General features: G+C 65.5%; 11 protein-coding genes. All 11 read right to left on the bottom strand.

Annotated features, from left to right (window positions below):
• Positions 1–3 precede the first annotated feature (3 nt).
• The 11 genes from HY699_02060 to HY699_02010 all read right to left on the bottom strand — a co-directional run bounded on the left by HY699_02060 (position 4) and on the right by HY699_02010 (position 15,818).
• Entirely contained in the window at positions 4–1,692 is a 1,689-nt protein-coding gene (locus HY699_02060; protein MBI4514586.1) for a methyltransferase domain-containing protein, read from the bottom strand.
• Positions 1,689–2,924: a CDP-glycerol glycerophosphotransferase family protein gene (locus tag HY699_02055; protein ID MBI4514585.1), complete on the bottom strand. Its 1,236-nt coding sequence runs from the start codon at positions 2,922–2,924 to the stop codon at positions 1,689–1,691. Before HY699_02055 ends, HY699_02060 begins: the two co-directional genes overlap by 4 nt.
• A complete protein-coding gene (locus tag HY699_02050; GenBank protein MBI4514584.1) occupies positions 2,921–4,057 on the bottom strand; it encodes a phosphonoacetaldehyde reductase in 1,137 nt (378 codons plus the stop codon). The genes HY699_02055 and HY699_02050 overlap by 4 nt, the downstream gene beginning before the upstream one ends.
• On the bottom strand, positions 4,054–5,181 hold the full coding sequence (gene aepY, locus HY699_02045) for a phosphonopyruvate decarboxylase (protein MBI4514583.1): 1,128 nt from the start codon (positions 5,179–5,181) through the stop codon (positions 4,054–4,056). Before aepY ends, HY699_02050 begins: the two co-directional genes overlap by 4 nt.
• A gap of 2 nt (positions 5,182–5,183) precedes the next feature.
• Complete coding sequence (gene aepX / locus HY699_02040; protein MBI4514582.1) at positions 5,184–6,548, bottom strand: phosphoenolpyruvate mutase; 1,365 nt, start codon at positions 6,546–6,548, stop codon at positions 5,184–5,186.
• A 129-nt stretch (positions 6,549–6,677) separates the two neighbouring features.
• Positions 6,678–7,961, bottom strand: coding sequence for an ATP-binding cassette domain-containing protein (locus HY699_02035; protein ID MBI4514581.1), 1,284 nt, complete (start codon positions 7,959–7,961; stop codon positions 6,678–6,680).
• Between the two features lie 21 nt (positions 7,962–7,982).
• Complete coding sequence (locus HY699_02030; protein MBI4514580.1) at positions 7,983–8,831, bottom strand: ABC transporter permease; 849 nt, start codon at positions 8,829–8,831, stop codon at positions 7,983–7,985.
• A 166-nt stretch (positions 8,832–8,997) separates the two neighbouring features.
• On the bottom strand, positions 8,998–11,226 hold the full coding sequence (locus tag HY699_02025; GenBank protein ID MBI4514579.1) for an O-antigen ligase family protein: 2,229 nt from the start codon (positions 11,224–11,226) through the stop codon (positions 8,998–9,000).
• A 48-nt stretch (positions 11,227–11,274) separates the two neighbouring features.
• Positions 11,275–12,435: a hypothetical protein gene (locus HY699_02020; GenBank protein MBI4514578.1), complete on the bottom strand. Its 1,161-nt coding sequence runs from the start codon at positions 12,433–12,435 to the stop codon at positions 11,275–11,277.
• A gap of 160 nt (positions 12,436–12,595) precedes the next feature.
• A complete protein-coding gene (locus tag HY699_02015; GenBank protein MBI4514577.1) occupies positions 12,596–13,102 on the bottom strand; it encodes a hypothetical protein in 507 nt (168 codons plus the stop codon).
• Between the two features lie 271 nt (positions 13,103–13,373).
• Positions 13,374–15,818: a polysaccharide biosynthesis tyrosine autokinase gene (locus HY699_02010; protein MBI4514576.1), complete on the bottom strand. Its 2,445-nt coding sequence runs from the start codon at positions 15,816–15,818 to the stop codon at positions 13,374–13,376.
• Between the last annotated feature and the right edge of the window lie 5 nt (positions 15,819–15,823).

Genomic DNA, 15,823 nt, shown 5'->3' with positions numbered 1-15,823 from the left:
TCACTACTGCTGCGCAAGCAGTCCCGCGCGCGGCCCGGGGCCGGTGGCGTCTTGGCCGTTCCGCGCCGCTGCGCGCTTCTCGAACGACGCGGCGAAGAAGGTCGGTGAATCGTTACCCGGCGCAAGTTCGAAATTCTTGGCCTCGACCGTCGCGAAGCCGGCGCACTCGGCCATCTCCAGCAGCCGCGCGGGATCGAACCACTTCTCCCAGGGGGCGAGATCGAGAATGCCCAAACTGCTCACGTTCTTGTCGATGACCACCAGCCGGCCACCGGGCTTGAGGCAGCGGTGGACCTCACGGAACGCTCCCTCTAGGTTCAGCACGTGCTCGAAGCTCTCCACCGCATACGCGGCATGGAATGAGTCAGGCTCGAAAGGCAGCCGCAGGATGGAAGCGCGCTGTGCCGGAAAGGCCCCGGCAACGCCGCGCAGCATTTCCTCCGACGCATCGACCCCGGTGAGGGCGCAGCCGGGATGCTGGAACAGTAGCTGCTTGCCGAAGCGGCCTTTGCCGCATCCGAGATCAAGCACGCGGCTACTGCCGACCTCCCCCAGACGGGCGAGTAGGATCACCAAGCGCGGGTCGCTCGGTTCCACCACCTCCGGATGGAGCGCGGTTTCCGCGTTGAAGCTCGTCTTCACCCGCCACAGGGTCGCATCCAAGAAATACTTCACCGCCCAGCTGACTTCTTCATCACCGGAGTACTCGGCACCGCTGCCGTAACTGCCGAGGAAGCCGCCGCCGGCTTCCTGCACCCGTTCGGCCCAGCGATAGAGCTGCTCCGCGGACTGCCACATGCCCAATTTGTAAGCGATAACGGCGAACTGAATGCTCCCCGGCGAGCACGTCCACGAGACCCCAGGATAGGCCGGTAGTGAACCGTCCGGCCGCATCGACTCGAACAGTCGCGTCACCGCCCGCCGCACGCGCTCGGCCTCGCCGAGGTCGATCAGGGCATCGAGAGCGTAGGCATAGAAGTGCGACAGCTGCCCGGCATCCAACACCACCGGATCATGACGTACCGCCGCCAGCACCCGCTCGACCGCACGACCCCAGTCGGCGCGACCGAACACGCGGCTGGCTTCGAGCAGCGGCGGCAAGGCATACAAGAGGTATCCCGGCGGTAGACCGTGGCCGTTACTCCACAGGTAGGTGTCACGCGTACATGGGTCGATAGTGCCGTCGCCGCCGATCCGGCTGGCGACAAAGTCGGCCGCGGCGATGGTAGCGGACTGCAGCGACGGGTCGTCCGGGCAAGCGGCGAGAAATCCGCGCAATGCCTGAGCGGTGTCGAAGGTGTACGGGCAGCCATCGGGACCGAGGATGGCGCCGTCACTGCGAGCCTGAGCCGCCAGCCAGCGCGCGTGCCGCAGCGCCAGCGCCCGCTCGCCGAAGTCGAGCAAGGTGGGGATGAAGTAGCCGGTCACCTCCGGATACGGCGCCCGGCGCCTGCTGGTCTGACTGATGCCGCCACCCAAGCCGGAATGCCGCTTCGCCCATTCCAGTGCCCGGTCGTAAGACATCGAGGAGCGATCGCCGAGACGGTGGCGCCGGACGGCGCGCCGGAAGTCGCCCTCCCATTGCCGCAGCGCGTGGGTCACGCGCGGTCCGAGAACGGCCTTGCCCCACTGCCGCAATGGCACCTGCACGTTCCCGAGCACTGTTCGCTCCCGCCCCTGTCCGCCGGTCATGTTTGCACCAAGCGCCGCAAGCCATTCCGTACCGTGAGGACGGGGTGGCGCAGGCGCTGCAATGAGCGGTCGCTACGAGCTGCATGCACCGCGCGCCATGTCCGATAGCGCACCTCCCGCCTGAGCACGGCCCAGGAGCGGCTGTCTTCCTCAGCCGCCAGCTCCGCGATCACCTCCGCCGCGCGCTGGCCAGCGCTGCCATCGCGATAAGAGAGTAACTCGTTAGCAAGCAGAACGCGCGGCGACGGCTGGATGACGTGCGCGCACGTAGCCCGCTCGATGCTCCTGCGCAGCGCGGCGGGCTCGTCACACACCGGGGCGAAGTCCTCCACGCGCGCGTCCATCAGCACCCGTTCGAACTCCCCGTGCACGTGCAGCGCCAGCACCGGCCGGTCGGAGACGATGACCGCTTCCCAAAAAGCGCCGCTCATCCCGTCCGCCAGCACGACGTCGGCCACCAATAACAACTCGGCCATGTTGCTCTGCTCTTCGATGCAAACGAGCTGGCCGGCCTCGATCTCGCTGCGGAAGCACTCGATGCGGTGGCGCTCCAGGCGAGTGGTCACGGTGTGCGGCTTGTAGAGCACTTGGTATTCGCCACCGTGCGCCAGCTCGCGGATGGCGGCAGCGAATCGGTCGACCGACGAATGGTGCGCCCACGTCGGCAAGTACAAGGCGCACTTGCGCTTGGCGTCGAGGCCGAACTTGGCCCGCACCGCCCCGGCGCGGTAGCGGCCGCGGAAGTAATCGTCGTATTTGGGGAAGCCCACGATGATGGCGCGCCGTCCCCAGCGTTGCAGCAGCCGCTGCGAATACGGGCCCGGGCAGAGCACGGCGTCGAACCAGTCGCTCCATTCCTTGCCGTGAGCCGCACCGCCCTTTTCCGACAGGCTGTACATCAACCTGAGCACGGGCACGCGCTTGTACTGCGGGCGCCCCAAGGTCCAGAAGTACTGGGTTCCGACAACGGCCGCGGCATCGCCACTGGGCTCGGTTTGGAATGTCAGACCGCGCTGGCGGAAGTAGAGTTCGGCGCGCGCGAAGTCCAACACACCGTCGCTGGCGGGCGCCACCAGCGCGGCGTTGTCGAGGTACCTGCAAATCGGCTCGTAGCTGAGCACGTCCATCGAGTCGTAGTGATAAAAGTCGAGGTGGCCCACGCTGGCGGCGCGCGCCGTGGGCGCGGGCGACTTATCTGCCGCCCGTAATGCTCCGGCCGGTACCTGCATCATGCAACCGACTCCAAGACCTCCCGCAGCTGCCGGCGATCCAGCGCGCGCGGGTTGTTGTGCAAGCGCTCGAGGTTGACTTGCTCCACCAGGAAGCCGCGCTGCCCGGGCGTGCGTACGCCGACTTCGCCGAGGCGGGTGGCGAGCCCGACATCCCGCATCAGTGTGGCGATCTTCTCCCGGCAAGCCTCAGCGCTGTCGCAACCCAGCAGCTCGAACAGCTCGGCCATCGTTGCGCGCACGTGCTCGTCGCCGCGCGGATCGGCGACATCGGCCTTCGTTACCTTGCTGTTGAAGACGAGCATCGCGCCCAGGGTTAGAGCCGCGGCGTGCCCGTGCGGCACGTTCCAGCGCGACGTCAAAGCGTAGGAGAGCGCGTGCGGCGCGGTCGTCTTGGTTATGTTGATCGCCTTGCCGGCCAAGTGCGCAGCCTGGCACATGGCCGCGCGGTGCTCGGGCGCCGGCCGGCGCACACAACTCAGCAGGTGGCGCTGCACCAAGGTAATGGCCTGGCGCGAGTAGCCTCGCGACTCGGCGGTTGAATGAACCGACCAGAACGACTCCACCGCCTGAGAGAAGGCATCCAGTCCCGTGACGGCCGTCAGCTTCGGGCTCGCGCTCGCCGTCAGCGCCGGGTCCACCAGTGCGGCAACCGGCAACATTGATGGATGGGCCACCGAGCGCTTCTTCCCGCCGGCGTACACCGTCGCGAAGTGCGTCGCCTCACTGCCGGATCCGGCAGTCGTGGGGATCGCGACGACCGGGACGGCGTCAAGGCGCGGCGCTTGGCCCTGGCGCCAAATGGCGCCGGCCTGCTGCCCCTGAGCTGCGCCGAGCGCGATCAACTTCGCCACATCCAAGGTGCTGCCGCCGCCGACTGCCACCACGGCGTCGGCCGTCTGCCTGTGGAACTCGGCCAAGCCCCGCTCGACCTCTGGGGCCTCGGGGTTGCGAGAGAAATTGTTGAACTGCCACACCTCGATTTCGCTCAACTGACCGTGCACCTGGGCCGCTGCCCCAGACAACTCAAACGAAGCCTTACCGGTGACCAGAAAGACGGAGCGGGCATTGAGCCGCTCCAGGGTGGCCCGCAACTGCAGAACAGCACCAGTACCGAGATGCACCGCTTGGGTCATGCCTGGAGAAATTCCATGAACTGCTGCTTGTTCTGCCGCGGGCTGGTTGCCGGCCGGCCGAGGTCGGCGCGCGCTCCCAATGCAACTCGCACTTCCAAGAGCTGCGGGCCGGCGCTTGACTTCAATTGCTCCAGGGCTGCGACGAGTTTTGGGGCATTGTCGGCACTGGCGACGATCCTGTATCCGCAGCTTCTCGCTACCCCAGGCAGGTCGGTGCTGAAGCCGGCCGTGGGCTGTCCGCCGACCGACTCGTGGGCACCGTTGTTGAGCACAACGTGCACGAAGTTTGCCGGCCCCTGCTGGCCAATTACTGCCAGTGACCCCATGTGCATGAGCAGTGCCCCGTCGCCGTCGAGGCAGAGCACGCGCCGCTGCGGCTTGGCCATGGCTATACCCAAGGCGATTTGCGAGGCGTGCCCCATCGCGCCGACGCAAAGGAAATCTCGGCCGGGATTCTCCCCGCGTTGCACGCGGTATTCGTAGAGCTCGCGTGACATCTTGCCGGTGCTCGAAACCAGGATATCGTGCGGCCCAGCACTGCCGACGATCAACTTCAGCGCCTCCTCACGTGACAGCGCGTAGCGGTCGGCCTCCTTGTGCCGGCGCTGATAGGGCGCAAACGCACCGTCGCGTACAACGACGGCCGCCGGGCCGCTGCGCGCGATCGCCGTCTTGACGATTCGCTGCAGGCAAGCCGCCGCCGCTCCTTCGCCCTCGGGCAGGATGTCCCATGGGATCTCGAGAGTCTGCAGCAGCGGGATCGTCACCCTGCCCTGTTTGAGGTGCTGGGGCTCATCATGCCGCTCTGGTTCGCCACGCCATCCCAGCAGCAGCAGTAGCGGAATGCCGTGCACCTGCGGATCCGCCAGAGAGGTGAGCGGGTTAATCGTGTTGCCCTGCCCGGCGTTCTGACTGTAAACGCAGGCGCATTGGCCGGTGGCCAGGTAGTGTCCTGCGGCCACGGCGATCGCGCCGCCTTCATTGGCAGCAATGATGTGGCGCCCGGCATCCGCGTGGTCCGCGATGTACGCGCACAGGTGCTTGAGTACGGAGTCGGGCACTCCGGCGAAGAACGTTACGGCGGCATCGGCGAACGCGCGAAAGATCACGGCACAGTCGAGCATGGCTAGATGCTTCCCGGGATGAGGGTCAAGATCTCCTGGATCGGCATCATGCGCTCGTCCGCCTCCAGCGAGCGGCCGTGCCTGAGGATCGTCTTCGCAGTTGCCAGCATGCTCGGGTAAGCGCTGCGCAGAAGGTGGTTGGCGTAGATCACGATCTGCACCCCGCGCTGCTTGAGTTCTTCTTCGGTGACCGCGTTGAACATCGTGGGCGCGACCACGAGCGGAGCCCGCAGCTTGAACTGGCGATAGGCGGCAGCGAATTGGAAGATCTCCGCGGGCGACTTCTCCCGGCTGTGGATCATGATGCCGTCGGCGCCGGCGGCGACGTAGGCCTGCGCCCGCTCCAGCGCGTCATCCACCCCTTGCTCGAGGATCAACGACTCGATGCGCGCGACCACCATGAAGTCGTCCGTCACCTGCGCCTTCTTGCCGGCATGGATCTTGTGGCAGAAGTTGTCGATCGTGTCCTGCACCTGCGCTGCTTCGGTCCCAAACATCGAGTTACGCTTGAGGCCGACCTTGTCTTCTATGATCACCGCCGACACGCCCAGCCGTTCGAGGGTCTTGACCGCAAACGCGAAGTGCTCGGACTGCCCGCCGGAATCGCCGTCGTAGATGACCGGCTTAGTGGTGACTTCAAGAATATCCTGGAGCGTGCTCATTCTGGAGGTGAGGTCGACGTATTCGATGTCCGGGCGTCCCTTGGCGGTCGAGTCGGTCAGGCTGCTGAGCCAGATGGCGTCGAACTCCACCGGCACGCCATCGCGTGACTCGCTGGCGTGTTCGGCGATCAAGCCGGTTAGCCCGTTGTGGGCCTCGATGGTCGTGACCAGCGGCTTGGCCGTCAGCAGCCGTCGCAACCTGCGGCGGCGGATATCGGGCGTCACCCCGATTTCTTGCAGCGCGTGAATCACCTTCGTCGACGACACCCCCTTGGTGTAACTGGGTTCGACCAGCTGGCCGCCCCACTGCGCCAGGGTTTCGAGCACCCGCTGCCGAACCGATGCCTGCACACCCGTTCTCCAATCATCGCCGTGAACGACATAGTCAGGTTTGAGCGCGAGGAGGTTAGGCACGTAGTCCAGCTGCGTCTGCGGAATCACCCGCGCTACCCCTTGGATGTTCTCGACCACGCATTTGCGCTGCTCGTAGGTCATGTAAGGCAGCCGCTTGTAGCTGGCGATCGCCTCGTCGGTCAGCAGACCAACGACCACCTCGCCATAAGCTCGGGCGATCTTCAGGATGTTCATGTGGCCGGGATGCACCACGTCTGCGCTCATGGCGACGTAGACGGTCTTGTGAGTCCGCGTCGCCGGACCCAGCCTACAGCCCCGCGTGATTTCTTGTGGCTCGCTGCGCGACAGCATAAAGATTCGGCCCTTCCCCGTGCAGAGACGGGATCACTTCCAGAGAACAGACGTAGTCTGCGAAGCCCCTCGGCGAAGCCAAGATCCGGCCGCGGCGACGTGAGTAGCAACGGCTGCCGTCAGAGACCACTAGCGGACGAGCGCCGCGGGCGCGCAAGCGAAGCGCATCTTGCCGGCGGTGTCTGCTGAGATATCCCACTCCCACGAATGGGGCATGGCAAGATCGCCACGCACGCGCGGCGGTTGGCGAACGAAGATGCGCTCGATCTTGTCGCGGCAAGCGATGCGCTTAACCGTGCTACCGTCCCCGACGAGGGCCACGATGGCGTAGCCGCCCACCGGCAGGCAAAGCTCCCGTATATTCAGCGTCACTTCCGTCTTGCCCACATGCAGTGCAGGCGGCTCTATCCCCTCCCAGTCTGTGGCAAAGGAGGTGAACAGCGGGCCCTCGCTCGCGTAGAACCCGACCTGATAGTGCGGCTGAGCAAGCGGCTGCGCGCACTCGACACTGAACGTGAGTGCCAGGCGCTGGCCGCTGTAAGGCTCGGCCACAACACTGCCGGTGTCATCGACGAGCCGAATAGGTCCTATACGCACGGCCTCCGGCTGCTCCACGAGATTGGGCCCAACCCCGCCCGCTCCGTTGTTCCCAGCCGCCAGGCGTGAGCGGTAGAGGTTGACCACCTCGGTCGTCGGGCCAAGCGCAATCGGCCTGCCGGCTTCGAGCAGCAGAGCGCGCCCGCAGATCTCTTGCTGCGCCACGTTGTTGTGGCTGACCAGAATGATCGATACGCCTTGCTGCTGCAGGGCGTGCAGGCGGCGGTAGCACTTGCTGTAGAAGTTGGCGTCGCCGACGGCCAAAACTTCGTCAATCAGCAGGATCTCGGCCTCGGCATGCGTGGCCACCGCGAAGCCCAGGCGAACGTACATCCCGCTACTGTAGGTCTTCACGGGGGCTTCGAGCACGCTCGCCTCCAGTCCGGAGAACTCCACGATAGTGTCGAACTTGGCGTCAATCTCGCGCTTCGTCATCCCCAGGATGGCACCGTTGACGTAGATGTTTTCGCGACCGGTCAGCAGCGGATGAAAACCCACGCCGACGTCGATTAACGCCCCGACGCGGCCGTTGACCCGAACTTGTCCCTTGTCGGGCCGGATGATGCCGCTGATCATCCTGAGCACGGTCGTCTTACCGGCTCCATTGGCGCCGATGATCCCGAGCGACTCGCCCGGCTTCAGTTCAAAGGAGAGGTCGCTCACCGACCAGAACTCCGCCGGGCGCAGCGTTGCGCTCGCACTCGGCAGGCCGAGCAAGTCGCGCGCGACGTCGCAGGCGGCGTAAGCCATACTGTGCTTCAAGCTGCGGCAGAACTTCTTCGAGACCCGCTCGAGGGCGACCACTGTTCGCGGCATTAGGCACTCCGCCGGTAGCACTCACACCCGTTCCGCGATGCGCGGCTCGGTCAGATGAAACACACGCCACCCCAGCAGAAACACGACCAGTGCGGCCGCACACGCGCTCGCGTAGCCGCCGGGCTGCGTGAGGTAGCCGTGCGTGGCGAGATCCTGGGCGGCGATTACAAATGGGCTTATGGGGTTGAGCACATTGACCAATGTCGCACCGGCGCCGCTGGGCGGCGGATACACCACCGGGGTCAGAAACATCCAGAACGTAAGGACCAGCGTTATGGTTTGCCCGGTGTCGCGTAGAATTCCGTTGCCCAGGGCGCAGACGTAACCAAGCCCGATGGTGAACAGACACAGCGGGATAACCGCGAACGGAACCAGAACGATGGTCCATGGCGGCCAAGTCCGATAGAGCGCAAACGCCAGCGCCACCAAAGCGGCGCGGATGAGAAACTCGACGAGCGCCTGCCCGGTGGCCGCCAACACCAACGTCTCGCGAGGGAAGTTGATCTTGGCTATGAGTGAACCGGCGTTGACCAAACTCTGCGTTGCGCTGGTCAGGCCACTGGCGAAGAGCTGCCACACCGTTAGGCCGAGTAGTAGGAACACCGGATACGGCAGCACCGTTCCCGCGATCGGCAACACCTTGGCCCGGTTGAGCCAAGTGAAGGTAGCAACTGCGACGAGCACGGGCACCACCGCCCACAGGTATCCCAGCACGCTTTGGCGGTAGCGGGCGGAGAAGTCGCGCTGGAACAGCCGCCAGGTCAGCTCCCGGCTGGCCCACAGCTCGCGGCCCATTTCCGCCCACGCCGACAGGCCCAAGCCTGTTCGTGGGCGATGGCTGTAAGTTATCTCCGCGGTTGAGACCGTCATTGAAGCTCGGACAGCTGCTGCATCTAGGTAGCGCTCTTCACAAATAGGGTGACGTTCCGTCGAATATCCCATTGCGGATCCGCGCGCTCTCCCCGCTGGTCTTCGCCGGGGAGAGGGCGAGGGTAAGGGGCTCGTCTTCGAAAACTCGAAGCGACAGCGAAGAGCCTTAGCAGCCGCGCACGTCACCGGCTGTGTGCCGGCACTTTGCTTTGACGCTGCTGAGCTGCGACTGCAATTCGGCTCCCATCTCGGCCACCGACAAAGCCGCTTCGACACGGCTGCGCGCCTCCGCGCGGCGCATTTCCGGAATGCTGTCCCAGCGGTCGAGGTACCACTCGGCCACGGTCAACTGCAGCCCGGCCTCGTGCGGCGCCAGCGCGGCTGCGCGTCCCACCAGATCGTACAATACTCCGGGCTCCGACCCGGGATTGGGTTCATAGATCGGTTCCGCTGCCGCCACCAAGCCGAGCAAGGCGCGTGGTTGCAGCGGTGCCGCCCAGAGTGAGCGGATGTAGGCGACGATCGCCGCATCAAGCAGGCCGGCCGCCTCCGAATCGCTAGTGGACTCGTCAAGAGCCCGTGCCACAAGTTGTTCCCCCAGGCCAACTTGGAACTGCGGCACCTCAGGAGCCAGCGCGGCTGCGCGTTGCGTCAGGCGCAGAGATTCACCGCCGGCCGGCTCCGCCGCCGCAGTAATCAGGCTTCGCAGACGCAGATCCGGATAAATCCGATGGTACGCCGCCGCCGCCTGCCACTGGCGCCACGTGAACGCCGCCCACACCACGCACAGCGGCACAGCCACGCCTGCAATGAGCCGGCGGGAGGCAACAGCCCACGGCCGAGCGCCCGCTTGGCCTTCCGTTGCTTGCTGGCTTTCCGACATCGAGGGCGTGACTATTGCGGCGGTTGCCGGCCGCGTCAGCCGAATCAGCGCACCGGTCATCAGCGCAAACACCACGGCATTGGCGGGGACGTGCAGATTGAAATCCGTCAACGAGTGAAGCAGCAGCGCCATCACGCCGACCGCGAGCCCCCAGCGGTTGACGGCTTGTGGAGTCCAGCTTTGCGCCGAGCGCAGGGCCCGCAACACACGCCGCCCAAGACCGACCAACAGGAGTAACGACAACAGCGCAGCCGCCACGCCTACCTCCGCCAGCCATTCGAGGTAATCACAGTGGGCGTTGCTCACCCCGAACTCCCATAGCGCCACGCTGCGCTCGCGGTAATAGGGAAACGTCGAGGCGAAGTTACCCGCGCCCACCCCTAGCAACGGAAAGTCGCGGGCCATCGCCAAGGTGTCGCCAGCCATCAGCGGACGCAGGGCGTCTCCCTTCGACAGCCGGCCGGATAGCTGTGGGAAACTGAGCCAGAGGACAACCAGCACCGCCACGGCTGCCGCTCCGCCGGCGCGGACCCAACGCTGCGGCCGCTGCGTCGCGGGCACAAACGGCAGCAAAGCCAGCAACGCCCCAACGGTTGCCGCAAACGCCGAGCGCGATCCCGAGACCGCCAGGGCAACCAGCATGAGCAGCGCTATCGCCGCGGCGCAGATCAGCCGCCCCAGTGCAGCCGAGTGCAGATCGAGAAACACGCGCGCGCGGGCCGATCCCGAGCGCTGGCGCAGGGCGGCGGCGGCACGCCTGAGGGCGACATACCAAGTCGCCGTGCGCGCCAGCGTGATCGGAAAGATCATCTCCAGGAGACCGGCGTAGTGATCCTTGTTCACGTATGTTCCCATGCACCCAGGCCGCGGGCACTCGAACCAGTAGATCCGGGTGTGACCGCTGGCTACCTGCAACAAGCCGTAGAGCGCCTCGAAGAATCCCACCGCTATCAGGCAGCTGAGCAAACCCGCGACTGCCCGGTCGCCCCCGTCTGACCACGGGTAGCGGGCTAGCGCCGCGGCAATGAGCGCGTAGGCCACACCGATCGAGAGCGTCAGCAGTGAACCGTGCGGCACCAGGGCCAGTGGGCGCCACGCGCCTGCTGGCGGGAGCTGTAGCGCCAAGGCAAGGCGCGCTGGCTGCAGATCGAGTGTTTGGCGCAAGTCATCGAAGGGTACTCGCTCCGGCCAGCCCGGCAGGGCTGCGCTCGCCAGCATAAAGGCTCGGGGCGAGAGCCATGCCAGCAGCGGCGGCGGCAGCGGCACCAGCGGCGCGACCAGCAGGCCGGCGAGCATCACCGCGCAACTCGCCGGCGCCGGCCGAGGCCCTTGCTGAGCACTGGGACTGGAGCTCATCGCGAGCCGCAGAGCCCAAAGCACTCCGAGGGCGGCACCGCTGAGCTGAATCAGTGCGCATCCCCAGTAGTGCCCAGCCCCGAGCGAGAGGACGCAAGCGGCGGCCAGCAGCGCCGGCACCAGTCGGGCCGCCGTATCACACAGCCATCGCGGCATGCCCGCTGATCTTCGCCGTCGCGCAGGCTCAGCGCCTGCGTTGCTAAATCAGGATACGATCGGCGTCTGCGTCTTCTTAGGCTTTCGCGTCTTTGCCGGTGTCGGCTTGCGCGGCGTTCGGCGATCCGCCAAGAGCATCTCGTCCGCGTGCTCATCGCCGGTTCGCGAGCGCAGCTCTTCCCCAACCGGAGCCGATCCGACCGCCGGCTGTGAGCGCAACAACACCACGCCTGCGCCGACGAGGCAAACCACTCCAAGCAGCAAGCCGGCTCCACGCAAGCGCTCGCGCTTGCTCTGAGCCGCCAGGCCGAAAAGCGCGACGGTTCCCAGCAAGAGTACAACCGCCACCCGACCGGTCGCGGACAACGCCGGAGCGGCCGCCACGGAGACAAACCGGACATCATCAATCAGCACGCCGCTATCCCACCGCGCGTCGCCGCCGTCGTCGCCGAAGAAGAAGCTTAAGCGCCATGTCCCGACCGTCGGGATCGCCGCCGACGAGGTCTGAAATGACGTCCGTCCGAAGGACGAGTAGTGGCAATCCGTTGGCCCCCCCGGCGGGTCGGTCAGGACCTCGTACGTGTGTCCGTCGAACAAGCTGGGGTCGAGAAACCGAAACGAACCAATGTAAGGGATTGGATACGAATCGTTGCCGGCCGTGTCGCCCATAACCTGTATCGTCGGCCCGGGCGGGCTCATCCGCGTCAGGGTTACGTAGAAATCATCGTGCAAAGCGATGTCCCCGAATTCCCCGCGCAGAAAACTCCACGTGAAACCGACATGCGCCGGCACCGAGTCAACCACGATATCCTGCCGCAAGACGGTGACGTCCCGTTCCGAGAAGGCGTCTCCGTCTACGTTGTCCGGCGGCACGCGAAGTACGGATTGCGTCGTCGGGCAGCCCGGCGGTTGGTCCGCTGGTATACTCGGCATCGACGAGATGAAGGCGAAGTAGTTACCGCCGGGCGGCAAAATACCGGGCTGCACGCTGCCGTCGGCGAAGAAGTCGTCGCCGGTGAGAACCTGGCCGCCGGTCATCATCGAGCCGCCGCCCGGGGCGTTGGCCGAATGCCGCTGCAACGCCCACCCGCTGAAATTCCCGGTCTCGAAACCACCATTGACGATTTCGTTGGCGGCAAGCGGCGACCAATGTGCCATGGCAAGCATGAGCCCCACGGCGCTGACCACACCGAATTCACGATGCCTCATTGCGGTTCCCTCCCTTTCCGAAACGGTACGATCTTGACCGAGACAATGTAGCCCAAAAAGGTCAATAATTGCAATCGCACACAACTAGTTCCGCTGCACAACCGGTCGGGGCCCGTTTCACCGCACACTCGGCGGCCACATCAAGGCATTCCGAGCGCGATCAGAGCGCAGCCACCGCAGTTCGATCTAGCACCAGGCGAGCCTGGTATTTCAACGCTTCGAGCAGAATCGTGACACGCTCCGAGCCCTTCGCCCCCGCTTGAAATATTCCCGTGTAGCCGCGGAAACTGCCGGCTACTATCTCCACTCGGTCACCTGGCTCCAACGGCGTGGGCTCGATCACCACGTATCCGTTTTGCATCCGCGCTTCGATCCCGGCAAGGAAATCACACGGCACCTCTGCGGGTACTCCTCCGAACCTCACCAACCCGCGAACGCCGTGCGCGTAATGGACGGCGCGGAAGTCGCGCGCCAGATCAAACGCGGCAAATATGTACCCGGGAAACAGCGGGCGGGTAACCTCGCGCCGGTACCCGTGCAGAATGACGCGCTGGCGGTAATAGGGGCACGACACCAGCGCGCCTATGCGGCGCACGTTCGCTGCCGCCGCCTCCTCTCGCCGCGGCTGGGTTTGTACCGCATACCAGGTTGCGCCTGTGTCGATCATCAGCCGTACTGCTTCCAATTTCGCCCTGGGGCGGGCCTGAACCGCCGGACTCATTCAGGCAGGCTACCGCCATTCGGGTGGGTAATCACTTCCCGCCAGCGGCAATTTCAACTTGATGCCCGCCTTCACCACTGGTGATCAGGCTCTTTGGCTCGGCCGGGCCCGGGCTAGCCGGGCCGCAGCTGGGCCGACACGTCACGCGCGCAAACGACTAACGCAACGCCGCGCCCTCCGGATCGCTCCTCATGCCCGCGCCGCCCGCCCTTCTGCTTTAGGAGGGCGTACCCTCCGGCTCCGCCGGTTGCCCGTAGGCAGCGCCGTAGGCTTTCCCGTAGTGAGCGCCGTAGCCGTAGTAGTGCCGGTAGTAGTAATAGGAATATCCACCGCGAGTGACGTTGACGCTATTGAGCACGGCGCCGAGCAGGTGTGCGCGCACAGCCGTGAGCTGCGCCAGTGCCTTGGAGATCACGTCGCGGCCCCACTCGCCGCCCCTAACGACCATCAACACGCCGTCAACTTTGGTGGCGATAACGACGCTGTCCGTGACCGGGATGATCGGGGGCGAGTCGACCAAGACAAAATCGAACTGCTCCTTCAATTGCTCCAGCAACGCCGTCATCTTGTGCGAGCCAAGCAGCTCGGCGGGGTTGGGCGGCACCCGCCCAGCCGGAAGAACGAAGAGGCCGCAGCCATTTTGCGAGCTCCACAGCTGCGGCGACAGCGGCGAGCGCACGATCGCCTGCTGTAGCTCGGCGCGACCGGTGAGCACGTTGCTGAGCCCGGGCTCGCGATCCACCCGCAACGCCGTGTGACACGAGGGTTTGCGCAGATCGGCATCCACCACCAACACGCGCGAGCCCGACAACACCAAGGTGACGGCCAGGTTGATCACGGTGACGGTCTTGCCTTCGTCGGGCTGGCTGCTGGTGATCAGCACACACTTGGGCGGGTTGTCGGGAGACGAAAACATCAGATTGGTGCGCACACTGCGATAGGCTTCGCTGACCAGCGAGGCCGGTTGCAGCAGGGTGACCAGCTCGCGGCCGGCGGCGTCAACCTGGGCCGCGTCAACCAGCGAGCGCCCGTGACTGGCAGCGGCCGGCAGGCGCTGAAAGTCAGGAATCATCCCAAACGCCGGCAGGTCCAGCACCGCCACGATATCGTCCGGGGTATTGACGGTGGTATCGAGCCGCTCGATCAGCACGCAGCCGAGCGCGCCGCCGAGCAAGCCCAGAAGTAGACCGAACATCAAGTTGCGGCTGGTGCGCGGGTAGCTCGGCACGCTCGGCGCAACCGCCCGATCGACGAGCTTAACATTGGTCCATTGATACGCGCCGCTGGTTAGGTCCACTTCCTTGGCCTGCCCCAGCAAGGTGCCGTAGAGCTGCTCGTTGCTATCAACGTCACGCTGCAAGATCGACAGCTGCACCAACTCGCGGTCCTCGTTGCTGGCGGCAAGACTTATCTTCTGCAAGCTGCTGCGCAGCTCGTCCTCCTTGGCACGGGCGGCCTCGAAGACGGCGCGCAGGCGCCCCCGCGACTCACCCGCCGCGGTTTCCAGCTGCCCGCTCATGGCTTCGATGCGGGCGCGCAGCGCAATCATGTCGGGGTGATTGGCGCCGAAGTTGCGCATGTCGGCGCGATAACGGGCTTCCTGCGACAGGATTTCCTCGCGCACGCTTTGTAAGCCCTTGTCAGGCAGTGTCGCGCCTAGCTGCGCCAGTGTCATGCCGGCGGCGTTGCGGTAGGCGGCTTCGGCAACGATGCGCTCGCCTTGGGCTTCGGTGAGTAGGGTATTGAGTTGCTGGAGGGACTGGCGCGTGAGCGTGCCGCTGTCCTTGGGCAGGTTCAAGATGCCGTGCTTGAGCTGGTAGTCGGTAAGCGCCGCGCGTGAGTTCTCCAGCCGTTCGCGTACTTCCTTGAGCTGGCGACCCAAGAGGCCTTGGGCATCGGAGAGTGAGGCGACCTTGGTCTCGACGTCCATGTCGATGAAGGTCTGCGCGTGCAGGTTGGCAATGCGCGCCGCGAGCACCGGATCGGAGTGGGTGACGACAATGTCGGCCAGCGAAGTGCCGCGCACCGGCACCACCGCCGTATGCGCGTAGTACATATTGATGGTGTTGAGCGCGACGCCGTCCCACTGCTTAGGCTCAGCAGCCGCATCATCCGCGGGGGCAGCGGCGGCCGGCGCCAGCATCACTCGCGCCAGGTTGGCCGCGCTGGAGATAGCGCTACCAATCCCGGCCCAAGCGGCAGCGAGGACGTTGCGAGACTCCCCACCGTTCGCTGGGGGGGCAAATGCGGCCTGGCCGTTGGTACGCTCGGTGTTGATGACACGGGCGGCAAGGATCTTGGTGCTCAGAAGCCGTTTGGCGAGTTCCGGCGGGAGCGCAACCGTGCGGCCGAGGATGTCGAGGTCCTTGCCCGGCGCCAGCGCCGGCTTAAACTCGACCGTCGCCTGCGCGACGTAGAGGCGCGGCTGGCGGAAAGTGGTGACGGTGGCAATGGCTAACCCCAGCATGGCGGTCGCCAGTAACAGCCAGCGCCGGCCGTAGACCAGCCGCCAATAGTAGTGCAGGTCAGCTTCCGGCTCGGCCGCCGCCCCGCGTGGCAGCACGAATTCGTGCTCGCTCCCGGCGCCGTTCGCGCTGCCCCCGTTGCCGGCAAGCGCCGCCACGGTACCGCGATTGCCACGAATGATCTGATGGTCGCTCATGCTTC

The sequence above is a fragment of the Deltaproteobacteria bacterium genome (assembly GCA_016210005.1).
Classification (GTDB): domain Bacteria; phylum Desulfobacterota; class Binatia; order HRBIN30; family JACQVA1; genus JACQVA1.
Note: the sequence above shows the minus strand (reverse complement) of the source record. Positions and strands in the feature narration are given on the sequence as shown.